This is a genomic window from Agromyces sp. NPDC056389 (assembly GCF_042262385.1).
Classification (GTDB): Bacteria; Actinomycetota; Actinomycetes; order Actinomycetales; family Microbacteriaceae; genus Agromyces.
In genome coordinates, this window is the sequence record NZ_JBHJPN010000001.1 from 2,531,660 (window position 1) to 2,552,349 (window position 20,690).

The following is a 20,690-nucleotide window of genomic DNA, read 5'->3' on the forward strand; positions in this document are numbered from 1 at the left end:
GCCCAGAGTGACACCGCGGGCGACTCGGGGGTGGCCCTGGGGGCGACTCAGCGACCGGCGAACACCGCGTTCTGCGGGATGATCTGGATCGGCGCGGTGAGCGGCGGCAGTTCGAGGCCCTCGGCTGCGAGCGCCTCGCGGTGCTTGGCCTTCCAGCTGCGCACGACGGCGAAGAAGGGGGCGTCGGAGAGGGCGTAGCGGCCCGGCCGCTCTGCGGCGAGCACGATCGGCAGCTCGACGCTCACGCCGCCGCGACGCACGCGCAGCACGAGCACGGAGAGCACCGTCTCGCCGGCGATGAGCGAGTCGCTGCGGATGCCGCGGACCTCGCGCCACGCGAAGTGCGCGGCACGTCGGGGCCGGCGACCGCCGTTCCAGAGCGCGATGCCGAGTTCGTCGGCGACGATCGAGTAGCGGGCGGCGAGGGTGATCTGCTCGCCGGCGTCGGCCGTCAGCTCGTTGAGTCGGGCGACGAGTTCACGGCGACGGATGCCGCAGCTCACCTCACCGCGAACGCTGGCCTCGAGCGCGCGACGTCGGGAGCGGGCGCGGGCGCGCTCGCCGAGGCGGACGATCATCCAGACGACGCCGGTGAGCGCGAGGCCCGAGGCGAGTGCGAGCATGACGGCCCCGCTGCTGGGCACTTCGGGCAGGCGCAGCATGAAGCGCTCGAGAAAACCGGAACCGGCGATGAGCGCGCCGATGACGATCGCGGCGGCGGCGGCGACCATGAAGGTGACGCCGGTGCGATGCGGTGCGGCCGCGTTCATCGTGTGGCTCGCGAGAACGGGGTGGAGAGAGACGGGCACGACGGGTGGGACGGGCGCAGTGGGGGCATGTGATTCTCCGTGGGATGCGGAGGCGCACGGGCTCGGGAACCCGCGCGTCGTCGTGCTCGGGGGCGCACAACGTCTCGACCTTAGCGCTGATGGGCGCGGGAATGTAAGGCTTCCGAACGAATCGGCGGCCCGGCTCGCCCGCGCGCCGCCGCGGGCGGCCGGCCCGCCTCCGCGCGCCACCGCGGTGGCGCTACCCCTCGGCGGCCGCCTTGATCGTGCGCAGCCGGCGCTCCCAGCCCTGGGCGAGGAGGTCGAGGTCGCGGGCGAGGGCGCTCAGGCGCGATCCGATCGCGCGGTAGCGCACCTCGCGGCCGTGGATCTCGGTCTCGACGAGTCCGGCCTCGCGCAGCACCTCGAGGTGCCGGGCGACGGCCTGTCGGCTGATCGGTCGATCGGCCGCGAGCGTCGTCGCCGACGCGGGCGCGGTGCCGAGCCGCTGCAGGAGCTCCCACCGCGTGTCGTCACCCAGGGCGGCGAACGCGGCGGGGAGGCTCTCGGTGCCGATCGTCATCGGCCCGCCGCGAGCTCGTTCGCGAGGTGGTCGCGCGCGAATCCGAGCTCGATCGCCCAGCCCTCGGTGTTGCCGTCGAACATGCGACGGCGCTCCTCCGCGCTGCGGTCGAGGCCCTCGAAGCCGCTCTCCGCGACGCGCAGCACGACACCGCCGTCGGCGCGATCCTCGACCCAGAACTCGACGAGCGTCGAGACGAGCGGGTCCCGCTCGGAGTCGGGTTCCGCCGAAGCCGGGGCCGTGTTGAACCAGCGGAAGGCGGCGTACCGCGGGGCATCCAGCGATTCGACCGCGAGCGTGAACGCGCCGTGCTTCTCGTCGTGCACGACGACGCGCGAGCCCTGCTCCTCGATGCGGTGCTCGACGATGCGGTCGTCGTTGATCCACCAACCGGCGGTGGAGACGAGTTCCCACACGCGCTCCGCCGAGGCGTCGATGTCGATCTGCTGTTCGATCCGGTCGAGTGATCCGGTGGTGCCGTTCATGCGTCCTCCTCGATTGCCGTGCCTGATGATGTGCAACACAATAGTTGCACCATTGTGCAAGAAGTGCAACCTTCGTGTTGCACTATCGAGATGACTCGCGACGTACCGAGACGTCGTCGCGACGTCGAGGGCTTCAGCCGCGCGTCGCGCGGTAGCCGGGGTGCACCCCGGGGTCGAGGTCGTGGGCCGCCGCGATGCGCGCGAGCAGGCGGCCGAGCGTCTGCCGCTCCTCGTCGCTGAGTTCGGCGACGAGGTCGTTCTCGTGCTCGCGGCCGATGCGGCGCATCTGCGTCATCACGTCTCGTCCGCGATCGGCGAGGTGCAGCTCGTGCGTGCGCCGATCGGTGGTGCTCCGGGTGCGCGTGACGAGCTCCTTGCGCTCGAGGGCGTCGACGAGGGCGACGACGCGGCTCGGCACCACGCCGAGCTTGCCGGCGAGCGCCTGCTGGCTGAGGCCCGGTTCGGTCGCGATCATGCGTAACAGCCCGACGTCGCTCGGCTGCACGTCGAGCTCGGCGAGGCGCTCCGCGAAGCGGGCGGAGGCGTAGGCGCCCACCTGGGAGAGCAGGAAACCTACGCGTTCGGCGGGCGGCCGGAAGGGTGCCTCGTGTGCGCTCGTCTCCATGTCGCCGACTCTACCAGTTGCGGCTGAATCATTCTGTGCTATGAATGATTCCATGAACAGAACGAATGATGCGGCGGTCGGAACCGCCGCGGCCGAGTCCCAGCACTCCGCACCGTCGGCGGGTTCGCGGCGCCCGCCCGCCGGGCCGCCCTTGCCGCCTCTCGCGATCGTCGTCGTGGCGCTCTCGATGGCCTCGATCGTGCTGCCCGCCGTGATCGCCGGCGGCGCGACCTACCCCTCGCCGTTCGGCGATGGCGACGCGATCGTCGCCTACTTCCGCGACCACCAGCTCTCGGTGCTCATCACCGCGCTGCTGCAGTTCGCGGCATCCGTGCCCCTCGCGATCTTCGCCGCGGCCGCCACGACGCGACTCACCCAGCTCGGCGTACGTGCGCCGGGGGTGTCGATCGGCTTCGCCGGCGGCATCCTCGCCTCGGCGGCGATGGCGCTGTCGGCCGGCTTCAGCTGGGCGCTCACGCGACCCGAGCTGCTCGAGGAGCCCGGCATCGTGCGACTGCTGCACGACCTCGCCTTCTTCGCCGGCGGCCCGGGGTTCGTCGTGCCGCTCGGGCTGCTCATCGCGGGGCTCGCCGTGCCGGGCCTGCTGGCGGGCCTGCTGCCGCGCTGGCACGCGTGGGCGGGTCTCGCGCTGGCGGGTCTCGCCATGGTCGCGACGCTCGTCGTCGCGATTCCCGAGCTCGCCGTGCTGCTGCCGATCGTGCGCTTCCCGTCGCTCGCGTGGATCGTGCTGTGCGCCTTCCTGCTGCCGCTCCGGCGAGCGGATGCCGCGCGGCCGGGGCGTGCCCGAGCTGTCACAGCTCCCGCAGACGCCGCCTCCGCCACCGCAGCGGGGTCGCGCTCGTGAGCGGCGCGATGCTCGACAAGCTCGTACGCTTCGAGCGGCCCGAACGCTCGCTCCCGTACGCGTGGGCGATGGACGACGCCGCCCGCGCGGGCGTCTTCGGGACCGACCCTGCGAGCTATGCGGCAGCCGTGCACGCGCTGGATGCCCAGCGGGCCGATGCCGTGCGCCGCCTCGCGGCGATGCCGGCGGTGCGGTCGGCGCTCGGGCGCGCTCCGTTCGCGACCGGCGGTCGCGTCACCGCGATCGGCGAGAGCACCACCGCCGACCGACTCTCGTGGTTCGAGCTGCTCGCCGCGCTGTTCGCCGCCGAGCGGCCCGACCTCGGGCTGCAGTTCGAGAACCTCGCGATCTCGGGGTCGACGACGACGCAGGCCCTCGCGAACCTGCCCGCTCTCCGGCGCGGGCAGGCCGAGGTCGTCTTCTGCATGCTCGGGGCCAACGACGCCCGTCGCTTCCCCGGCGCCGAGGGCGACCGACTCGTGAGCGCCGCCGAGACCACCCGGAACCTGCGGCTCATCCGTCGCGGCGCCGCAAGCGTGCCCGGCGCGCGATGGGTCTGGATCGCCCCGACGCCCATCGACGAGCGGCGCATCGCCGCCCACCCCTACCTCGGCGGCGTCGGCCTCGCCTGGACCGGCGCAGACGTGCGCGCCACGGCCGCGTTCCTGCACGAGACGGCCGGCTCGGATGACCTCGTCATCGACCCGGCGGATGCCGCCGGCCCCATGCCGCTCCTCGACGACGGCCTGCACCCGCAGCTCGATGCCCAGGTGGCGCTCGCGGCGCACGTGCTCGAGCAGCTGGCGGGCCCCGACCGCTGAGCGGCAGCCGGGCACCGCGCTGCACATCCGGGCAGCGCCCGGCTCAGCCAGACATCGATCTTCACTCAGCCCGATGCGCGACAATGTCAGGCGTGATCCTCTCCCCGCAGCATCCGCTCTCCGCCGGCCTGACCTCCGACTCGCGCCTCGTTCGCGCATATAGAGGAGAGCGCGCCGACGCCGCGCCCGTCTGGTTCATGCGGCAAGCGGGGCGCTCGCTGCCCGAGTACCGCGACCTGCGCGTCGGCACGCGCATGCTGGACGCGTGCCTCGACCCCGCGATGGCGAGCGAGATCACGCTGCAGCCGGTGCGCCGGCACAAGGTCGACGCCGGCATCTTCTTCAGCGACATCGTCGTGCCGCTGAAGCTCGTGGGCGTCGACGTCGAGATCCAGGCGGGTCGCGGCCCGGTCTTCGGCAGGGGATACGCGGACGCCGCGGGCGTCGCCGAGCTCACGGCGATCGACCCTGCACGGCTCGACGAGACATCCGGCCCCATCACCGAGGCGGTCGCGCGCACGGTCGCCGAGCTCAACACGACCGACAACGGCTCGGGCACCCCGACCCCGCTCATCGGCTTCGCCGGCGCGCCGTTCACCCTTGCGGCCTACCTCGCCGAGGGCGGCCCCTCGAAGGACCACCTCGCCGCCCGCACCCTCATGCACGCCGACCCCGGCGCCTGGCGCGCGCTCATGGACTGGACCGCGGAGCTCACCGGCCGATTCCTGCGCACGCAGGTGCTCGCCGGGGCATCCGCCGCCCAGCTCTTCGACTCGTGGGCCGGCGCCATCTCGCTCGCGGACTACGAGACGCACGTCGCCCCCGCCTCGGCGGCGGCCCTCGCCCACGTGCACGACCTCGCGTACGAGACCACGGATGCCTCGGGCGGCGTCGCCGCCCCGACCACCCGCAGCGTGCCCGTCGTGCACTTCGGCGTGGGCACCGGCGAGCTGCTCGGCGCGATGCACGGCATCGGCGTCGACACGGTCGGCGTCGATTACCGGATCCCGCTCGACGTCGCCGTCGAGCGCGTGGGCGAGGGGGTGCCGCTGCAGGGCAACCTCGACCCGGCACTGCTCGCCGCCCCGTGGCCCGTGCTCGAGGCCGCCGTGCGCGACGTGCTGCGCCGCGGTCAGGCGGCCCCCGCCCACGTCTTCAACCTCGGCCACGGCGTGCCGCCCGAGACCGACCCGACCGTGCTGACGCGCGTCGCCGAGCTCGTGCACGAGGCCTCGGCATGAGCGACGCGATGACGCCCGGGCCCGACTCGCTGCCCGGCCCGGCCGCGGAGCCCGTCGTCGAACGCGCGACCGCCGATGTCGTCGTGGTCGGCGGCGGCGTCGCCGGCCTCGTCGCCGCACTCGAGTGCGCGAAGGTCGGCCTGCAGGTCACCGTGCTCGAGCGTCGCGACGACCTGGGCGGATGCGTCGGCCGCATCGAGCTCGACGGCCTCAGCCTCGACAGCGGCGCCGAGTCGTTCGCGACCCGCGGTGGCGCCGTCGCCGAACTGCTCGGCTCGCTCGGGCTCGACGCCGACATCGAGAACCCGAACCCCGCCGGCGCCTGGCTCGTCATGCCCGGCAAGCAGGGCCTCGACGCCGCCCCGCTGCCGAAGACGGGAATCCTCGGCATCCCGGCGAACCCGCTCGGCGACGACGTGCGGCGCATCATCGGCTGGAGCGGTGCGACCCGCGCCTACCTCGATCGCGTGAAGCCGATCCTCCGCATCGGCCGCGCCCGCAGCCTCGGCGAACTCGTGCGCGAGCGCATGGGACAGGCGGTGCTCGACCGGCTCGTCACGCCGATCTCCGCAGGGGTCTACTCGACCGACCCCGTCGACCTCGACCTCGACATCGTCGCGCCCGGGCTCAACGAGGCGATGACCCGCACCGGCTCGCTCTCGGGCGGCGTCGGTCAGCTCGTCGAGGAGCGCAAGGCCGGGGGAGCCGTTCGCGGTCTCCGCGGCGGCATGCACCGTCTCGTCGACGCCCTCGAGCGCGAGCTCGCCCACTTCGGCGTCACGGTGGTGCGTGGCGCGGAGGTCACGGGCCTCGAGCGCGATGCCGAGACCCGCGAGCGCGACGCCGCGTCATCGGCCGAGGCATCCGGATGGCTCGTCACCGCGACGACCGAGGCCGGCCGGCTGCTCGTGACCGCTCCCGACGTCGTGCTCGCCGCCTCTGGTCATGCGGCCCTCGCCCTCGTCGACGACGCCCTCGACGGGTGGACCAGCACGAGCGACACCGACGGCGGGGCATGGCCCGCCGCGGCCTCCGTCGAACTCGTCACCCTCGTGCTCGATGCGCCAGAGCTCGACTCCGCCCCGCGCGGCACCGGCGTGCTCGTCGCGGCCGACGCGCCCGGGGTGACGGCGAAGGCCCTCACCCACTCGACCGCGAAGTGGTCGTGGCTCGCCGAGCAGGCGGGCGGGCGTCACGTCGTGCGCCTCTCCTACGGTCGCGCCGGCGCTGCGAACCCGCTCGACGGGCGCTCGGACGCCGAGGTCGCCGAGCTCGCGCTCGCCGATGCGGCGCTGCTCCTCGGCGTTCCCCTCGACGAGCGGATGCTCCGCGCCTCGGGTCGCACCGTGTGGCGTGACGCCCTCTCGCAGGCGACCATCGGCCAGCACGAGCGCGTGCACGCCCTCGAGGACGCGCTCGCCGCGGAGCCCGGCATCGAGGCGACCGGATCATGGGTCGCCGGCACCGGTCTCGCCTCGGTCGTGCCGCACGCCCTCGAGGTGGCACGTCGGGTCCGGCACCGCCGCGTGCAGCCCGACGGCGACGCATAGCCGGAACGGAATATTTCGACGCAACCCCCTTGCGCCGCTTGCCCCGGGGTCTACGCTGGAACCGTCGCTGTGGTGAACCACAGGGGGAGATGGGGTGCACATGAAAGGCAAGATCCTCTTCGTCGTGGGGCTCGGAGTCGGCTACGTACTCGGTACGCGCGCCGGTCGAGAGCGCTACGAGCAGATCCGCAAGGCGGCCGAGGGCGTGTGGAACACGCCGGCCGTGCAGCAGGGCGTCGACACCGTGAAGGGGTTCGCGGCCGACAAGGTCGGCGACCTGTCCGACACCGTGCTCGACGGCGTGAAGTCGTTCATCGGCAACGCGACCCGCGGGGCCGGCGCCACCAAGAGCGACGTCTCGAGCGCGGCGAAGAACGCGAAGCAGAACGTCTCGAAGACCGCCGCGGCAGCGAAGTCCGCCGTCGACGACGCGGCCTCCGCGCTCGGCGACGCGATCGACGACGCCGCCGACGTCGCTTCGTCGGCCGCGTCCGGTGCGAAGAGCACCGCGAAGAGCACCGCGAAGCACGCTCCGGCGAAGCGCAGCACGACGGGCAAGGCCAAGCCCGCCGCATCCGATTCATGACCGTGGAGGTGACCACGCGATGACCGCGCCCTCGAACGACGACCGCTCCCTCTTCACGCTGATCGGCGACCTGCCCGACACGATCTCGTCGCTCGTTCGCGCCGAGATCGACCAGATCAAGGCCGAGATCTCCTACAAGGTCAAGCACTTCGGCATCGGCTCGGGGCTCGTCGCCGGCGCCGCCGTGGTCGGCGTGTTCCTGCTCTTCACGCTCATCACCACCGCGATCTTCGCCCTCGCGCTCGTGATGCCCGCGTGGGCCGCCGCGCTCACGGTGTCGGGAGTGCTGCTCCTGATCATCGCGGTCCTGCTGTGGATCGCCTACGTCAACTTCAAGCGGGGTTCGGAGCCCCTCGAGTCGGTCGAGAGCCTGAAGGCCGATCTCGACGCCCTGAAGGGAACGGGTGACTATGACCGCCGCTACTGACGCCTCCGGCCCCCGCCCCTCCAAGCGCGACGCCGCCACTCGCGAACGCAACCTCACCCGCCTGCAGGCGAAGCAGGCGTCGCAGCAGGCGCGTGCCGAGTTCGCCGAGACGCTGAACGCCCTCGAAGACAAGCTCAACGTGCCCAAGCAGGTCGGCATCCGCACCGAGCGAGCCAAGCGCAGGCTGCGCCGCTTCGCCGACGAGCAGCCGGTGGCGGCGGTCGTCGCCGCCGTCGGCGTCGTGGCCGTCGTCGGCATCGGGGTGTGGCTCATCGTGCGCTCGAAGCTCGACTGATCGCGCCGACGAGCCCGTACGGAACCAGAGCGAGCGGATGCCGCGATGTCGACCTCAGTACATGACCCGGGCCGCAGGGGAATGAGCGGGGCCGCCGGGATGCTCGTGGCAGCGGGCGCCGGCACCACCGTGGACCGTGTCGCGGGTCTCATCCGGGCCGAGATCCTGAGCGGGGTGCTCGCGCCCGACACGCCCCTCCGTGAAGAGGCGGCCTCCGAGCAGTTCGGGGTCTCCCGACACACCGTGCGTGCCGCGTTCCAGCGTCTCGTCGCCGAGCGGCTCGCCGTGGCCGAGGCGTACCGCGGAGTCCGCGTGGCGAGCTTCGATCGCGCCCACGTGATCGCGCTGCAGCAGTTGCGCGCCGCGCTCGAGGTCGAGGCCGTGCGCATCGCGGGCGAGCGTCATGGCGAGGTCTGGCCAGACGAGGTGCTCGCGCCGGCGCGAGCGACGCTCGACGCGCTCGATCGGCTCGCCGACCGCGACGGCGACCCCGACGACGCAGGCGAGGGCATCGACTGGCTCGAGGTCGAGCGCCTGCACGCCGAGTTCCATCATTCGATCGTCGCGGCGTCTGCGAGCCCTCGCATCATCGAGGCCCATTCGGCGCTCGGCAGCGAACTGCTGCTCTTCCTGCTGCACGTGCGACCGCACTACACCCTCGAGAGCCTCATCGAGGAGCACCGCGCCCTTCTCGACGAGCTCCCGACCCGCGGCGGCGACGCCGTGCGGGAGCATCTCGAGCACTCCACGAAACTCCTCATCGGCGCCTGACGCGACCGCGCCGGGCCGGAAGGAAGGGGCCGTCGATGGCGACGGAACAGTCCGACACGACGCCTGCGCCCGGAGACGGCGATGCGACGACGGCCTTCGCGGAACGTGTCTTCGGCGACATGCTCGGCGCGTTCGAACTGCTCAGCATCCACCTCGGCGATCGGCTCGGCTGGTACCGTGCGCTCGCCGACGGAGGGCCGCTCGACCCGCCCACGCTCGCCGAGCGCACGGGAACCCACGAGCGCTACGCCCGCGAGTGGCTCGAGCAGCAGGCCGTCTACGGCATCCTCACCGCCGACGACGCCGAGCCCGGGGCATCCGCTCGCCGATTCGCCCTGCCGCCGGCACATGCCGATGCCCTCGTGAATCGCGACTCGCTCGACTACGTCACTCCCCTCGGACGCTTCGTCGCCGCGGTCGGCGCGCAACTCGGGCCGCTGCTCGAGGCGTACCGATCAGGCGGGGGCGTCTCGTGGGCGCAGCTCGGCGAGGAGGCGCGATCGGCGCAGGGCGATGTCAACCGGCCGTGGTTCCTGCACCGGCTCGGCGACGCGCTCGCGAGCGTCCCGTCGCTGCACGATGTGCTCTCGCAGGACGGCGCCCGCATCGCCGACATCGGCATGGGGCACGGCTGGTCGTCGATCGCCCTCGCGCAGGCATACCCGTCTGCGCGGGTCGAGGGCTTCGACGTCGACGCAGAGTCGGTCATCGCGGCACGCAGGCACGCGGACCAGGCGCACGTCGGCGACCGAGTGCGGTTCCACCACGTCGCAGGCGAGGGGATGCCGCAGGAGGCCGTCTTCGACGCGGCGTTCGTGTTCGAGGCGCTGCACGACATGCCGTTCCCAGTCGAGGTGCTGACCTCGATCAGGCGGGCCGTGAAGCGCGACGGCGAGGTCGTGATCATGGACGAGGCGGTGGCCGAGGCGTTCGCACCCGACGGCGACGATGTCGAGCGCATCATGTACGGGTACAGCATCTTCATGTGCCTGCCCGATGGGCTGTCGACGCCCGGTTCGGTCGGTACGGGGACCGTGATGCGCCGGTCGACGCTCGAGCGGTACGCCCGAGAGGCGGGGTTCTCGGGCATCGAGCTGCTGCCGATCGAGGGGTTCGCCTTCTTCCGCTTCACGCGGCTGCTCCACTGAGCGGATGCTGCGGCATCGCGAGGTCACGCCGTGAGGGCGGCGTACCAGATGAGGAGCATCGTCACGAGGAATCCGACGACGTAGTTGATGGCGAGGAAGCGCCGCCACCCGGCGTTCGCGCGACCCGACGACGCGTCGGTAACGCTCGCGAACGGTGCGGCCGTGGCGATGTACGGCACCACGAGCACCGCCGCGATCGGGCCGGGCCATGACGTCGCCAGCATGAGCACGCCCGCGGCCGCCCACATGGCGATCGCGAACCGAACCGTGCTGCGTGCCCCGAGCGCGGTCGCGATCGAGGCGATGCCGGCGGCACGGTCGGGCACGACGTCCTGCACGGCGCCGAAGGCGTGACTGGCGACGCCCCAGGCGAGGAAGGCGAGGAGCAGCGCGAGCAGGGGAGGGGTGAATGCGGCACCCGCGAGCACGAGACCGTAGACCGCGGGGCTCACGAAGTGCACGCTCGAGGTCAGCGAGTCGAGGAACGGCACCTCCTTGAAGCGCAGACCCGGCACCGAGTAGGCCGCGACCGCGAACAGGCTCACCGCGAGCACCGCCCACGACGCGGGGTCGCCGAGTACGAGCAGCACGACGACGAACGGCACGCAGCTCGCGATCGCGGCGACGATGGTCGACCGGTGCCGATCCGGCACGAGGAGTGCTCCCTCGACGCCGCCCTTGCGCGGGTTCGCTGCGTCCGAGGCGTAGTCGAAGACATCGTTCACGCCGTACATCGCGAGGTTGTACGGCACCAGGAAGAAGAGCGTGCCGACGACGAACGCGATGTCGATCTCGCGGGTCGTGAGCAGGTACGCGGCTGCGAAGGGGAACGCGGTGTTCACCCAGCTCAGCGGCCGCGAGGCGGTGAGGAGGTCGGCGATCGCGCTGCGGCGGGTCTCAGTCGGCATCGACGCGTTCCCCCATGAGGTTCCAGATCCCGCTGAGGAGCAGGACGCCGGCGATCGGGTACGCGAGGTCCTCGACGGGGGCGAGGCCGAGGCGGACACCCCAGATGTGCGCATCGGCGTAGTCGAACAGGCCCGTCGCGATCATGATCGAGTCGAACGCGATCGTGAGCAGCACGAGCACGAGTGCCGAGATCGCGACGGCGCGACCGTGGCCGCGCGGCGCGCGTCGCCACCCGATCGCCGCGACGACGGCCGCCACCGCGAGGAACGCGCCCGAGAGCAGCAGGTAGGTCACCGGCGCACCCGCCTCATCGCGACCAGGCGCAGCGTGCCCGTGTAGAGCACGAGTGTCAGGTAGCAGAGGAACCCGAGGAACACGAGCTCCTCGAGCGGCAGCTCCGGGGCGAGCAGGATGCCGGTGCTCACCGCGTTCTCGCCACGGTGGAAGATGCCGAGGCCGATGCCCGCGACATCCCATGCCAGGAAGAACACGAGTCCAGCTCCGAGCACGATGATCGCCTGCACGCGTCGACCGGGGGCGCCGAACACGAGGTGGAATCGGGCGTCGAGCAACGCCATGCACGCGATGCCGGCGAACAGCACGCCGAGGTAGACGAGGCTCATGCCGCCACGCTCCGGACCTCGGGCTCGGCCATCGGGCCGGCGCCGCGCTCGCCGCGCAGCGCCTTCGCCACGAGCTCGGCGCTGATCAGGCACATCGGCAGGCCGATGCCGGGCACGGTGGTCGCTCCGGCGAAGTAGAGGTCCCGCACCGTGCTCGAAGCCGTTCGCCCGCGCAGGAACGCGCTCTGGCGCAGCACGTGCGCCGGTCCGAGCGCGGACCCCCGCCACGAGTTGAAGTCGGACTCGAAGTCGCCGGGGCCGATGGTGCGGCGCACCACCACGCGGTCCGCGAGGTCGGGCACGCCCGCCCATGCCGAGATCTGGGCGATCGCGGCGTCGGCGATGCGCTCGACGGAGTCGTCGCCGCTGCCGGCGATGCCGCCGCGGCCGATCGCCGGGTCCGCGGGCACCGGCACGAGCACGAAGAGGTTCTCGTGGCCCGGCGGCGCCACCGACGGGTCGGTCGCGCTCGGCCGGCACACGTAGAGGGACGCCGGATCGGGCACCGAGGGCGTGCTGCCGAAGATGCGGTCGAAGTTCTCCGCCCAGTCGTCGGTGAACAGCAGCGTGTGGTGCAGCAGTTGCGGGAGCTCGCCGCGAACGCCGAGCATCACGAGGACCGCGCCCGGCCCGGGATCTGCTCGGCGCCATGCGGCATCCGATCGGCTTCGCGACGCGTGCGGCAGCAGGGCCGTCTCGGTGTGGTGCACGTCGGCCGCCGAGACGACGAGATCGGCCTCGACCTCGTGCTCCGCGCCCCGTCGGTCGACGTAGACGACGCCGCGTGCAGCACCCGACTCGACGGTGATGCTCGTGACCCGGGCGTCCGTCACGATGCGCGCCCCGGCCCGCCGAGCCAGTCGCGCGACGCTGTCGATGACCTCGCGGAAGCCGCCCTGCGGGTAGAAGACCCCGTCGTCGAGGTCGAAGTGGCTCATCAGATGGTACAGGCTCGGCGCGGCCGATGGAGAGGTGCCGAGGAACACGGCGGGGTAGCCGAGCACCTGGCGCAGGCGTTCGTCGCGGAACCTGCCCGCGATGAAGCGGTCGAGCGGCTGCAGCAGCAGTTGGCCGAGTCGGCCGAGACGCCGCAGCACCGGTGACACGAGCAGCGTGCCCGGTGAGGAGAAGTCGTTGTAGAGGAAGTGGTCGAGTGCGAGCCGCGTCGTCTCCTCTGCGGAGTCGAGGTACTGCTCGAGGCGTCGCCCTGCGCCGGGTTCGATCGCCTCGAACGCCGCAGCGGACGCGGCCCGATCGGCCACGAGGTCGAGCGGTTCCGCACGGTGCTCGAAGAACACCCGATAGCCGGGCTCCAGCCGCACGAGGTCGAGCTCCGCATCGGCGCTCGTGCCCATCAGCCGGTAGAAGTGCTCGAACACCTCGGGCATGAGGTACCACGACGGACCGGTTTCGAACCGGAAGCCCTCGGCGTCCCACCGGCCGGCGCGACCGCCGACGACCCCGTGAGCCTCGTAGACCGTGACCTCGTGCCCGTCGCGAGCGAGCAGCGCCGCCGTCGCGAGGCCGGCGATGCCGCCTCCGACGATCGCGACCCGGCTCATGCGGGCGCTCCGGGCAGCGGGACGCGAGCGTTCGCGGTCACGGCGGACGGGCGTCGCGACCGCCCCCCGGCGGCCCTCGCGAGCAGCACGAGCTTCAACGGCGTCGGCACGCTGACCCTCGTCGTGAGCAGTTCGCGCGCCGGCGTTCGGCGGAGCCGCGATGACAGGGCGGAGAACAGGGCGTGCGCGGCGGCGACGGCCCTGCGGCATCCGCTCGGCAGCTCGGCGATCACCTCGCCGGCGATCGCGAGGTCGCGATCGAGGTCGTCGAGCAGCCGCAGCTTGTCGGCCTCGCTCAGGCGAGCGGGGTCGATGCCGGGGAAGTAGCGGCGGCCGAGCGAACCGTAGTCGTCGGCGAGATCGCGCAGGAAGTTCACCTTCTGGAACGCGGCGCCGAGGTGGCGGGCGCCGCGCTGCCAGCGCGCGTCGCGCTCGGCGTTGTCGGGGACTCCCGCGCTGAAGGCGCGCAGGCACATGAGCCCCACGACCTCGGCCGAGCCGTGGATGTACTCGCGGAGCTCGGCCTCGTCGAAGTCCACCGGGTCGAGGTCGCGCCGCATCGATGCGAAGAACGGGCGGGTCAGCTCCCGCCCGAACCCCGTGGTGCGTGCGGTGCGCGCGAAGGCGTGCACGACGAGGTTCGAGCTGTAGCCGCGGAGGATCGCCTGCTCGGTCTCGACCTCGAGCGCATCGAGCATCGCACGCCGTTCATCCGGCGCGAGCCCCGCCTCCTCGGCCGGGCCGTCGACGATCTCGTCGGCGATGCGCACGAGCGCGTAGACGTCGGCCAGGTGGTCGCGCACCGGGCGCGAGCACAAGCGGCTCGCGAGTCCGAACGACGTCGAGTAGTGCGAGATCACCTGGGCGGAGCCGAGGTGTGCGGTGCGGTCGTAGAGCGCGAGCCCGGTCGGTGCCGCGGTCATCGTGCACGCTCCGTGCAGGTGCCGGCGGTGACGGTGAGCGCCTCGTGCAGGCCGTGCGGCAGATCCGATGCCGCGATCGCCGCGACGGCGGCCGCGCATCGCGCATCGATGAGGCGCTCCACGCGAGCACGAGCCCCGCTCGACTCGATCACCCGGCGGAGCCGCGCCGCACCGGCGTCATCGAGCTCGGGGTTCCCGAACCCCTCGGCGGCCCGAGTCCAGTCGGGGTGCACGCGGGCGTAGGCGATGAGCAGGGTCTCCTTGCCCTCGCGGAGATCCGAGAGCACGGACTTGCCGGTGGCCTCCGGCGAGCCGTACACGCCGAGCAGGTCGTCGCGCAGCTGGAATGCGACGCCGAGATGGCGGCCGATCTCGCCGAGTCGTGCGACCACCGCGTCGGATGCCCCGCCGAGCACCGCCCCCGCCTGGAGTGGGGCGCTGAACGAGTAGGACGCGGTCTTGTTCTCGATCATGGCGAGGATGTCGCGCTCGCCAGGGGCCGCGCCGGCCTGGCGCACGTCGGCGTGCTCGCCCGCCGCCGCGACGAACACGCACTCGTCGACGATTCCGAGCAGGGCGGTGCGCACCGAAGGCGGCGCCTCGAGCTCGGCCACCACTCGCAGCGCGCCGGCGATGAGCAGGTCGCCGGCGAGGATCGCGGATGCCTCGCCGTAGTCATCGGCCCGGCGGGCCGGAAGGCCGCGGCCGACGCCGTCGAGTGCGAAGCGCCCCGCGATGTTCGGTGCGCCCCGGCGAACGAGGTCGTGGTCGATCACGTCGTCGTGCACGAGGAACGCCGTGTGCAGGAGCTCGAACGCCGAGGCGAGCCGCACCGACTCCGCTGTGCTCGACCCGGCGAATGCGGCGTGTGCCGCGAGCACGAGCTCGGGTCGGATGCGCTTGCCGCCGGCGGCGCCGTCACGTGCCGCTGCCCAGAGCCGCACGTAGTCGTCGCCGTGCGTCGCCGCCCGTTCGAGCTGTCGGGCGAAGAAGTCGTCGAGGAACTCCGCGACGGCGACCCCGCCGCGGTCGATCCGCCGATCGAGGGTGGCGCCGATCATGATGCGATGGCCTCGCGCCCGTCGACGGGGCGGGCGAGGGAGTGGTCGAGGGAACCGCCGAGGAACGGCAGCAATCGCGACTGCAGCACGAACCAGGGGCTGAACGCCCACGGCGCGTGCTCGATCGCCGAGGCGAGTCGCTGCGGCGCCACCCACGCGTAGTCCATGACTTCGCCGGGATGCGGCTCGAGTTCGGAGGCCGCATACGCCGTGTACACGGGGCAGAGCTCGTTCTCGACGAGCCCCGAGGCATCCGTCGCCCGGTAGTGGAAGAACGGGAGCACCGGCTCGATGCCGTCGAGCAGGAGTCCGAGCTCGAACTCGCCGCGGCGCCGGATCGCGTGGACCAGGGTCTCCGCGGGTGCCGGATGGCCGCAGAACGAGTTGGTCCAGACGCCCGGCCAGGTCTGCTTCGAGAGGGCGCGGCGGGTCACGAGGAGTTCCTCGCGCTCGTTGAACACGTGGCACGAGAAGGCGAGGTGGCGCGCGGTGTCGGCGCCGTGCACGCTCGATTTCGGCGCGCGGCCGATGGCGCGGTCGTCGGCGTCGAGCAGCACGACCTCTTCGATGTCGCTGAGGGTCATGGTGACTCCAGTCTTATCTGCTTTGGCTAGTAGTTAGCTTAGCGAGAAATATACATGACTGGCTAGAATCACTCCATGGCAAGTGAGCGGGAGACGCGGCACGACATCGCCGCCGCGATGCACGATCCCCGCATCTCCGACCACGACGAGGAGCTCGTGAACCGGGCCGGCCTCGATGACGAACAGCTCGACCAGATCGTGCGCGTGATGCAGAGCCTTCGCGGCTGGCATGAGGCGGAGCGTCGGATGAGCGAGGCGTCGAGCAAGTACATGAAGCTCAATGCCACCGACATGCGGGCGCTGCGCTTCCTCATCGCCGCCCGCAACCAGGGCGAGATCGCCACCCCGGGTGCGATCAGCGAGTACCTCGGCATCTCGAGCGCATCGACGACCAAGCTCCTCGACCGCCTCGAACGCGGCGGTCACATCGTGCGCGCACCGCATCCGAGCGATCGGCGTGCGCTCGCCATCTCGGTCACCGACGCCACGCGCCTCGTTGCGCGCGAGTCGGTCGGGCGCCTGCACGCCCGGCGCTTCGACGCCGCGGCGGCCCTCACCTCCGACGAGCGCGAGGTCGTCATCAGGTTCCTCGACGCGCTCAGTGCGACCGAGCTCGCTCAGGACTGAGGCGGCGCTCCTCCGGCGGCGGGCCGGGTCGCGCGCTCCCACGACGCCACGGGCCCGTCGACGACGGCGAAGAGCGGATGCGCGTCGGGCGACTCGACGACGGCCCACCGCAGCGCCAGTTCGGGGCTCCTCAGCGACAGCTTCCGCAGCAGGTGCTCCCACTCGAGGGCGAGCTGACCGCTCGTGACCTCGAGCTGCACCGGAGGCGTGCTCCGTCGATGCACCTTGCTCCCGTCGAAGCGGTAGCCGCGGGCGGTCGCCTCCTCGGCGATGCCGGCGAGGTGGTCGCCGATCGCACCGAGGGGGTCGGGTGCCGCGCGGAACCGCTCGAGCTGCGGGTGCTGCGTGTATCCGCGCGTGGCGCCCTCGAGCACCGCCTGCGCGAGCAGCGTCTCGCGCCAGCAGGCGGTCAGCCCCTGGCGATCGAGGTAGCGCGGATGCAGCGACCAGATCCTCATCCGATGAGCGTACGTGCCCGATTCGTCCGCACGTTCGCAGGCGCGGATGCCGACGACCTCGGCGCGGTGGAGTCCCTTTTGGCCGATCACGCCGAAAGGGGGAGACTGGAGGCATGTCTTCCCCCGCTGCCGAAGCGGCAGCCGACGCGCTCCGTCCCGAATCCGAAACCGCCGATTCTCCCGAGGGCTTCACGGTATTCGCCGTGTTCCGCCGGGATCCGGCGAGGCCCGACGACTACGACGGCCACGACGTGCGCCGCGTCGTCGAAGAGCTCGACGGCGTCATCGCGCTCGTCGAGAACGAGGGGGTCACCCTTCGCGGCATCTACGACGTCTCGGGCCTTCGCGCCGACGCCGACGTGATGCTGTGGCTGCACGGTCCGACCGCCGAGGGCCTGCAGTGGGCGCTCCGCGAGCTCCGCCGCGCCCGTATCCTGAAGCACCTGCTGCCGACGTGGAACGCCATGGGCGTGCACCGCGACGCCGAGTTCAACAAGTCGCACGTGCCCGGGTTCCTCCGCGGCATCGAGCCCAAGTCGTGGCTCACGATCTACCCCTTCGTGCGCAGCTACGAGTGGTACCTCCTGCCCGCTGAGGAGCGGAGCCGCATGCTCGCCGACCACGGTCGCAAGGGCGCGGCGTTCCGCGGCGCCATCGCGAACACCGTCAGCGCCTTCGCGCTCGGCGACTACGAGTGGCTGCTGCCCATCGAGTCCGACGAGCTCACCGAGCTCGTCGACCTGATGCGCGAACTCCGCGACACCGACGCCCGCCGTCACGTGCGTGAAGAGGTGCCCTTCTACACGGGCCGCCGCATCACGACCGCCGAGCTCGTGGAGGTGCTGCAGTAATGGCGCACTACGACGCGATCCTGCTGTCGTCGTTCGGCGGCCCCGAGGGTCAAGACGACGTCATCCCCTTCCTCCGCAATGTCACCGCCGGTCGCGGCATCCCCGACGAGCGGCTCGAAGAGGTCGCCCACCACTACCGCCACTTCGGCGGCGTGAGCCCGATCAACGAGCAGAACCGGCAGCTGAAGGTCGCGCTCGAGGCCGAGCTCGCCGCGCGCGGCATCGACCTGCCGGTCTACTGGGGCAACCGCAACTGGGCGCCCTACTTCGGCGACGTCGTGCGCGAGGCCGAGGCCAACGGCCACACCGAGCTGCTGGGGCTCGTCACGAGCGCCTACACGAGCTACTCGGGTGTCGGCCAGTACCGCGAGGACTTCGAGAAGGCGACCGCCGGCACCGGCGTCGCGATCGACCGCGTGCGCGAGTACTTCGACCACCCCGGCTTCGTGCAGCCCTTCATCGAGGGCGTCGGCACGGCCGCCGCCGAACTCGTCGCCGAGGGTGTCGCGCCCGAGCGCATCCACGTGCTCTTCGTCACCCACTCCATTCCCAACAGCGCAGCGGATGCCTCGGGGCCGTCGTTCGGCCCTGGCGGCGCGTACGTCGCGCAGCACCTGGCCGTGGCATCCGTCATCAACGACGCCGCCGCGCCCGCGTCGCCGTGGTCGCTCGTCTACCAGTCGCGTTCGGGCGACCCGCGCACCCCGTGGCTCGAGCCCGACATCAACGACGCGATCGGCGAGCTCGCAGCAGGGGGCCTCACCGAGGCGATCGTCATCGTGCCGTTCGGCTTCGTCAGCGACCACATGGAGGTCATGTGGGACCTCGACAACGAGGCGGTCGAGACGGCGGGCGAGCACGGGCTGAAGGTGCGCCGCGCCCCGACCCCCGGGGTGCACCCCGCCTACGTCTCGGGGCTCGTCGACCTCGTGCTCGAGCGCGTGAACGACGTGCCCGACGCCGAGCGCCCGCACCTCACCGCGCTCGGCCCGTGGCCCGACCACGCCCGCATCGCCGGTGGAGCCGAGGTCGAAGGCTCGGTCGCCGCGGCGCAGGAGGCGACTCCGCGATGACCGGCGTCATCCGTGTCGGCACCCGGGGCAGCGCACTCGCGATGGCCCAGACCCGTCAGATCTCCGAGCGGCTCGCGAAGGCCGCCAAGGCCGAGATCGAGCTCGTGCCGATCACGACCCAGGGCGACACGTCCCGCGCATCGCTGGCGTCGATCGGCGGCACGGGCGTGTTCGCCGCCGCACTCCGCGAGGCGCTCCTCGCCGGCGAGTGCGACGTCGTCGTGCATTCCTTGAAAGACCTGCCGACCGCCGAGCACGAGGGGCTGCGCCTCGGCGCGGTGCCGAAGCGCGCCGACGCCCGGGATGCGCTCTGCGCACGCGACGGATTCACGATCGCGACCCTGCCCGAGGGCGCGCGGGTCGGCACGGGGTCGCCCCGTCGCATCGCCCAGCTCGGCGCCGCGCGTCCCGACGTGGTGGCCGTCGACCTGCGCGGCAACATCGACACCCGCCTCGGCAAGGTCGAGTCGGGTGAGCTCGACGCCGTGCTGCTCGCCGCCGCCGGCCTCGGCCGGCTCGGCCGCTCCGACGCCGTGACCGACCTGCTGTCCCTCGGCGACTGGCCGACGGCACCGGGTCAGGGTGCGCTCGCGATCGAGGTGCGCCGCGAAGTCGGCGACCGTTCGCTCGAACGTGCACTCGAGGCCGTCGACCACACCATGACCCGTGCGACGGTGCTCGCCGAGCGGCTCGTGCTCGCCGGCCTCGAGGCCGGTTGCTCGGCCCCCATCGGCGCCACGGCCTTCATGGAGGACGAACTTCTGTTCCTGTCGGCGAACGTGTACAGTGCCGACGGGGCCCGGCGACTCATGAGTTCGCACGCGGCCACCCCCGAAAGCCGCTCGGCCGCCGACCTGGCGGACGCGGCACGAGACGTCGCCGAACGCGTCGTCGCGGAACTCCTCGGCAACGGCGCCGCTGATCTTGCACCACCAGAGGAGTCGCTGTGAGCGAATTCGAATCGATGACGGGTGCCATCAACCTGCCTGCCTCCGCCGGCAAGCCGCTCGCCGGTTGGCGGGTGCTCGTGCCGCGCGGTGGGCCCTGGGGAGACGGCGTCGCCGCCGCCCTGCGCGCCCGCGGCGCTTCGCCCGTGGTCGCCCCCCTGATCAACTTCGCGCCGAGCGACGACCAGCCCGCCCTCGAGGCGGCGCTCGCGAAGCTCGCGGCCGGCGGCTTCGACTGGCTCACCGTCACGAGCGCGACGACGGTCGACGTGCTCTCGACGTACCACGCCGTCATCCCCGAGACGACGAAGGTCGCTGCAGTCGGCGAGACCACCGCAGCCGCGCTCATCGCGGCGGGGTACCAGGCCGACATCGTGCCGTCCGAAGACAACTCCGCCCGCGGCATGCTCGAGGAGTGGGAGGCCGCGACCGACGGCGCACCCGGGCTGAAGGTGCTCGCGCTGCGTTCGGCGATCGCGAAGCAGGTGCTCTCGATCGGCCTCGAGCGCATGGGCCATCACGTCGAGGCCGTCGTGGCGTACCGCACGATCGGCGTTCCCGTCTCTGCGAAGGTCGCCGACGACGTGCGCTCCGGCCGCGTCAACGCGGTGCTCGTGACGTCGGGCAGCGTGGCCGAGCAGGTGCAGGAGCAGCTCGGACCGATTCCCGAGTCGATCCTCGTCGCCGCGATCGGCCCGCAGACGAAGAAGGACGCGGCCCAGGTCGGCCTCCGCGTCGACGTCGTCGCGCGCGAGCGCACCGCCGAGTCGCTCATCGACGCAGTGGTCGACGCCGCGACCGCCAAGGCCTGACCCGCAGCCGGGTCATCGGCGCCCGACCGGCAGTCGGGTCATCGGCGCCCGACCCGCAGCCGGGTCGTCGGCGCCCGACCGGCAGCCGGGTCACAC

Annotated in this window: 26 protein-coding genes; 14 read left to right on the forward strand and 12 right to left on the reverse strand. The window is 72.1% G+C overall.

Annotation, left to right across the window (positions count from 1 at the left end):
- Nucleotides 1–47: 47 nt before the first annotated feature.
- The 4 genes from ACFCVM_RS11800 to ACFCVM_RS11815 form a co-directional block, all read right to left on the reverse strand.
- A complete protein-coding gene (locus ACFCVM_RS11800) occupies nt 48–770 on the reverse strand; it encodes a hypothetical protein (protein ID WP_375836366.1) in 723 nt (240 codons plus the stop codon).
- A 259-nt stretch (nt 771–1,029) separates the two neighbouring features.
- Nucleotides 1,030–1,350 carry an ArsR/SmtB family transcription factor gene (locus tag ACFCVM_RS11805; RefSeq protein ID WP_375836367.1) on the reverse strand — a complete coding sequence of 107 codons (321 nt, stop codon included), beginning with the start codon at nt 1,348–1,350 and terminating at the stop codon, nt 1,030–1,032.
- Nucleotides 1,347–1,835 (reverse strand): ATPase, encoded by a 489-nt coding sequence (locus ACFCVM_RS11810; RefSeq protein ID WP_375836368.1) that lies wholly within the window; start codon nt 1,833–1,835, stop codon nt 1,347–1,349. Before ACFCVM_RS11810 ends, ACFCVM_RS11805 begins: the two co-directional genes overlap by 4 nt.
- 133 nt (nt 1,836–1,968) lie before the next feature.
- Nucleotides 1,969–2,460: a MarR family winged helix-turn-helix transcriptional regulator gene (locus tag ACFCVM_RS11815; protein WP_375836369.1), complete on the reverse strand. Its 492-nt coding sequence runs from the start codon at nt 2,458–2,460 to the stop codon at nt 1,969–1,971.
- Nucleotides 2,461–2,512: 52 nt separating this feature from the next.
- Between ACFCVM_RS11815 and ACFCVM_RS11820 the strand changes: the two genes are divergently transcribed.
- From ACFCVM_RS11820 to ACFCVM_RS11860, 9 genes are all read left to right on the forward strand, one after another.
- Nucleotides 2,513–3,325, forward strand: coding sequence for a hypothetical protein (locus ACFCVM_RS11820; protein ID WP_375836370.1), 813 nt, complete (start codon nt 2,513–2,515; stop codon nt 3,323–3,325).
- Entirely contained in the window at nt 3,322–4,146 is an 825-nt protein-coding gene (locus ACFCVM_RS11825) for an SGNH/GDSL hydrolase family protein (protein ID WP_375836371.1), read from the forward strand. Before ACFCVM_RS11820 ends, ACFCVM_RS11825 begins: the two co-directional genes overlap by 4 nt.
- A gap of 83 nt (nt 4,147–4,229) precedes the next feature.
- Nucleotides 4,230–5,387 carry a uroporphyrinogen decarboxylase gene (gene hemE / locus ACFCVM_RS11830; protein WP_375836372.1) on the forward strand — a complete coding sequence of 386 codons (1,158 nt, stop codon included), beginning with the start codon at nt 4,230–4,232 and terminating at the stop codon, nt 5,385–5,387.
- Entirely contained in the window at nt 5,384–6,937 is a 1,554-nt protein-coding gene (locus tag ACFCVM_RS11835) for a protoporphyrinogen/coproporphyrinogen oxidase (protein WP_375836373.1), read from the forward strand. Before hemE ends, ACFCVM_RS11835 begins: the two co-directional genes overlap by 4 nt.
- Nucleotides 6,938–7,037: 100 nt before the next feature.
- A complete protein-coding gene (locus ACFCVM_RS11840) occupies nt 7,038–7,523 on the forward strand; it encodes a hypothetical protein (protein WP_375836374.1) in 486 nt (161 codons plus the stop codon).
- 19 nt (nt 7,524–7,542) lie between these two features.
- On the forward strand, nt 7,543–7,950 hold the full coding sequence (locus tag ACFCVM_RS11845; protein WP_056006637.1) for a phage holin family protein: 408 nt from the start codon (nt 7,543–7,545) through the stop codon (nt 7,948–7,950).
- Nucleotides 7,934–8,245 carry a DUF3618 domain-containing protein gene (locus ACFCVM_RS11850; protein WP_375836375.1) on the forward strand — a complete coding sequence of 104 codons (312 nt, stop codon included), beginning with the start codon at nt 7,934–7,936 and terminating at the stop codon, nt 8,243–8,245. The genes ACFCVM_RS11845 and ACFCVM_RS11850 overlap by 17 nt, the downstream gene beginning before the upstream one ends.
- Before the next feature lie 45 nt (nt 8,246–8,290).
- Nucleotides 8,291–9,016 carry a GntR family transcriptional regulator gene (locus ACFCVM_RS11855; protein ID WP_375836376.1) on the forward strand — a complete coding sequence of 242 codons (726 nt, stop codon included), beginning with the start codon at nt 8,291–8,293 and terminating at the stop codon, nt 9,014–9,016.
- Nucleotides 9,017–9,051: 35 nt separating this feature from the next.
- Nucleotides 9,052–10,164: a class I SAM-dependent methyltransferase gene (locus ACFCVM_RS11860; protein ID WP_375836377.1), complete on the forward strand. Its 1,113-nt coding sequence runs from the start codon at nt 9,052–9,054 to the stop codon at nt 10,162–10,164.
- Nucleotides 10,165–10,187: 23 nt separating this feature from the next.
- Here ACFCVM_RS11860 and ACFCVM_RS11865 read toward each other — a convergent pair whose 3' ends face one another.
- Genes ACFCVM_RS11865 through idi form a run of 7 tightly spaced genes read right to left on the reverse strand, consistent with a single transcriptional unit; the run spans nt 10,188 to nt 15,826 of the window.
- Nucleotides 10,188–11,072: a prenyltransferase gene (locus ACFCVM_RS11865; protein WP_375836378.1), complete on the reverse strand. Its 885-nt coding sequence runs from the start codon at nt 11,070–11,072 to the stop codon at nt 10,188–10,190.
- Nucleotides 11,062–11,367, reverse strand: a complete 306-nt coding sequence (locus tag ACFCVM_RS11870; RefSeq protein ID WP_375836379.1) for a lycopene cyclase domain-containing protein — start codon at nt 11,365–11,367, stop codon at nt 11,062–11,064. Before ACFCVM_RS11870 ends, ACFCVM_RS11865 begins: the two co-directional genes overlap by 11 nt.
- Nucleotides 11,364–11,696, reverse strand: coding sequence for a lycopene cyclase domain-containing protein (locus ACFCVM_RS11875; protein WP_375836380.1), 333 nt, complete (start codon nt 11,694–11,696; stop codon nt 11,364–11,366). Before ACFCVM_RS11875 ends, ACFCVM_RS11870 begins: the two co-directional genes overlap by 4 nt.
- Entirely contained in the window at nt 11,693–13,258 is a 1,566-nt protein-coding gene (gene crtI / locus ACFCVM_RS11880; RefSeq protein WP_375836381.1) for a phytoene desaturase family protein, read from the reverse strand. The genes ACFCVM_RS11875 and crtI overlap by 4 nt, the downstream gene beginning before the upstream one ends.
- Nucleotides 13,255–14,181: a phytoene/squalene synthase family protein gene (locus tag ACFCVM_RS11885; protein ID WP_375836382.1), complete on the reverse strand. Its 927-nt coding sequence runs from the start codon at nt 14,179–14,181 to the stop codon at nt 13,255–13,257. The genes crtI and ACFCVM_RS11885 overlap by 4 nt, the downstream gene beginning before the upstream one ends.
- Entirely contained in the window at nt 14,178–15,242 is a 1,065-nt protein-coding gene (locus tag ACFCVM_RS11890; RefSeq protein WP_375836383.1) for a polyprenyl synthetase family protein, read from the reverse strand. The genes ACFCVM_RS11885 and ACFCVM_RS11890 overlap by 4 nt, the downstream gene beginning before the upstream one ends.
- Nucleotides 15,239–15,826: an isopentenyl-diphosphate Delta-isomerase gene (gene idi, locus ACFCVM_RS11895; protein WP_375836384.1), complete on the reverse strand. Its 588-nt coding sequence runs from the start codon at nt 15,824–15,826 to the stop codon at nt 15,239–15,241. The genes ACFCVM_RS11890 and idi overlap by 4 nt, the downstream gene beginning before the upstream one ends.
- Before the next feature lie 75 nt (nt 15,827–15,901).
- Between idi and ACFCVM_RS11900 the strand changes: the two genes are divergently transcribed.
- Complete coding sequence (locus tag ACFCVM_RS11900; RefSeq protein WP_375836385.1) at nt 15,902–16,453, forward strand: MarR family winged helix-turn-helix transcriptional regulator; 552 nt, start codon at nt 15,902–15,904, stop codon at nt 16,451–16,453.
- On the opposite strand, the gene ACFCVM_RS11905 is transcribed toward ACFCVM_RS11900, so the two are convergent.
- On the reverse strand, nt 16,444–16,911 hold the full coding sequence (locus ACFCVM_RS11905) for a pyrimidine dimer DNA glycosylase/endonuclease V (RefSeq protein ID WP_375836386.1): 468 nt from the start codon (nt 16,909–16,911) through the stop codon (nt 16,444–16,446). The genes ACFCVM_RS11900 and ACFCVM_RS11905 overlap by 10 nt on opposite strands.
- 113 nt (nt 16,912–17,024) lie before the next feature.
- On the opposite strand from ACFCVM_RS11905, the gene hemQ reads away from it, so the two are divergent.
- Genes hemQ through ACFCVM_RS11925 form a run of 4 tightly spaced genes read left to right on the forward strand, consistent with a single transcriptional unit; the run spans nt 17,025 to nt 20,594 of the window.
- Entirely contained in the window at nt 17,025–17,762 is a 738-nt protein-coding gene (gene hemQ / locus ACFCVM_RS11910) for a hydrogen peroxide-dependent heme synthase (protein ID WP_375836387.1), read from the forward strand.
- Nucleotides 17,762–18,835, forward strand: coding sequence for a ferrochelatase (locus ACFCVM_RS11915; protein ID WP_375836389.1), 1,074 nt, complete (start codon nt 17,762–17,764; stop codon nt 18,833–18,835). Before hemQ ends, ACFCVM_RS11915 begins: the two co-directional genes overlap by 1 nt.
- Nucleotides 18,832–19,785, forward strand: coding sequence for a hydroxymethylbilane synthase (gene hemC / locus ACFCVM_RS11920; protein WP_375836390.1), 954 nt, complete (start codon nt 18,832–18,834; stop codon nt 19,783–19,785). The genes ACFCVM_RS11915 and hemC overlap by 4 nt, the downstream gene beginning before the upstream one ends.
- 14 nt (nt 19,786–19,799) lie before the next feature.
- Nucleotides 19,800–20,594, forward strand: a complete 795-nt coding sequence (locus ACFCVM_RS11925) for a uroporphyrinogen-III synthase (RefSeq protein WP_375836713.1) — start codon at nt 19,800–19,802, stop codon at nt 20,592–20,594.
- Nucleotides 20,595–20,690: the final 96 nt, after the last annotated feature.

Excerpts from the sequence above, each read along its gene's own strand:
- ACFCVM_RS11800 (WP_375836366.1), bottom strand. The coding sequence starts at position 770 with ATGAACGCGGCCGCACCGCATCGCACCGGCGTCACCTTCATGGTCGCC.
- ACFCVM_RS11805 (WP_375836367.1), bottom strand. The coding sequence starts at position 1,350 with ATGACGATCGGCACCGAGAGCCTCCCCGCCGCGTTCGCCGCCCTGGGT.
- ACFCVM_RS11810 (WP_375836368.1), bottom strand. The coding sequence starts at position 1,835 with ATGAACGGCACCACCGGATCACTCGACCGGATCGAACAGCAGATCGAC.
- ACFCVM_RS11815 (WP_375836369.1), bottom strand. The coding sequence starts at position 2,460 with ATGGAGACGAGCGCACACGAGGCACCCTTCCGGCCGCCCGCCGAACGC.
- ACFCVM_RS11820 (WP_375836370.1), top strand. The coding sequence starts at position 2,513 with ATGAACAGAACGAATGATGCGGCGGTCGGAACCGCCGCGGCCGAGTCC.
- hemE (WP_375836372.1), top strand. The coding sequence starts at position 4,230 with ATGTCAGGCGTGATCCTCTCCCCGCAGCATCCGCTCTCCGCCGGCCTG.
- ACFCVM_RS11835 (WP_375836373.1), top strand. The coding sequence starts at position 5,384 with ATGAGCGACGCGATGACGCCCGGGCCCGACTCGCTGCCCGGCCCGGCC.
- ACFCVM_RS11840 (WP_375836374.1), top strand. The coding sequence starts at position 7,038 with ATGAAAGGCAAGATCCTCTTCGTCGTGGGGCTCGGAGTCGGCTACGTA.
- ACFCVM_RS11845 (WP_056006637.1), top strand. The coding sequence starts at position 7,543 with ATGACCGCGCCCTCGAACGACGACCGCTCCCTCTTCACGCTGATCGGC.
- ACFCVM_RS11850 (WP_375836375.1), top strand. The coding sequence starts at position 7,934 with ATGACCGCCGCTACTGACGCCTCCGGCCCCCGCCCCTCCAAGCGCGAC.
- ACFCVM_RS11855 (WP_375836376.1), top strand. The coding sequence starts at position 8,291 with ATGTCGACCTCAGTACATGACCCGGGCCGCAGGGGAATGAGCGGGGCC.
- ACFCVM_RS11860 (WP_375836377.1), top strand. The coding sequence starts at position 9,052 with ATGGCGACGGAACAGTCCGACACGACGCCTGCGCCCGGAGACGGCGAT.
- ACFCVM_RS11865 (WP_375836378.1), bottom strand. The coding sequence starts at position 11,072 with ATGCCGACTGAGACCCGCCGCAGCGCGATCGCCGACCTCCTCACCGCC.
- ACFCVM_RS11875 (WP_375836380.1), bottom strand. The coding sequence starts at position 11,696 with ATGAGCCTCGTCTACCTCGGCGTGCTGTTCGCCGGCATCGCGTGCATG.
- crtI (WP_375836381.1), bottom strand. The coding sequence starts at position 13,258 with ATGAGCCGGGTCGCGATCGTCGGAGGCGGCATCGCCGGCCTCGCGACG.
- ACFCVM_RS11885 (WP_375836382.1), bottom strand. The coding sequence starts at position 14,181 with ATGACCGCGGCACCGACCGGGCTCGCGCTCTACGACCGCACCGCACAC.
- ACFCVM_RS11890 (WP_375836383.1), bottom strand. The coding sequence starts at position 15,242 with ATGATCGGCGCCACCCTCGATCGGCGGATCGACCGCGGCGGGGTCGCC.
- idi (WP_375836384.1), bottom strand. The coding sequence starts at position 15,826 with ATGACCCTCAGCGACATCGAAGAGGTCGTGCTGCTCGACGCCGACGAC.
- ACFCVM_RS11900 (WP_375836385.1), top strand. The coding sequence starts at position 15,902 with ATGGCAAGTGAGCGGGAGACGCGGCACGACATCGCCGCCGCGATGCAC.
- ACFCVM_RS11905 (WP_375836386.1), bottom strand. The coding sequence starts at position 16,911 with ATGAGGATCTGGTCGCTGCATCCGCGCTACCTCGATCGCCAGGGGCTG.
- hemQ (WP_375836387.1), top strand. The coding sequence starts at position 17,025 with ATGTCTTCCCCCGCTGCCGAAGCGGCAGCCGACGCGCTCCGTCCCGAA.
- ACFCVM_RS11915 (WP_375836389.1), top strand. The coding sequence starts at position 17,762 with ATGGCGCACTACGACGCGATCCTGCTGTCGTCGTTCGGCGGCCCCGAG.
- hemC (WP_375836390.1), top strand. The coding sequence starts at position 18,832 with ATGACCGGCGTCATCCGTGTCGGCACCCGGGGCAGCGCACTCGCGATG.
- ACFCVM_RS11925 (WP_375836713.1), top strand. The coding sequence starts at position 19,800 with ATGACGGGTGCCATCAACCTGCCTGCCTCCGCCGGCAAGCCGCTCGCC.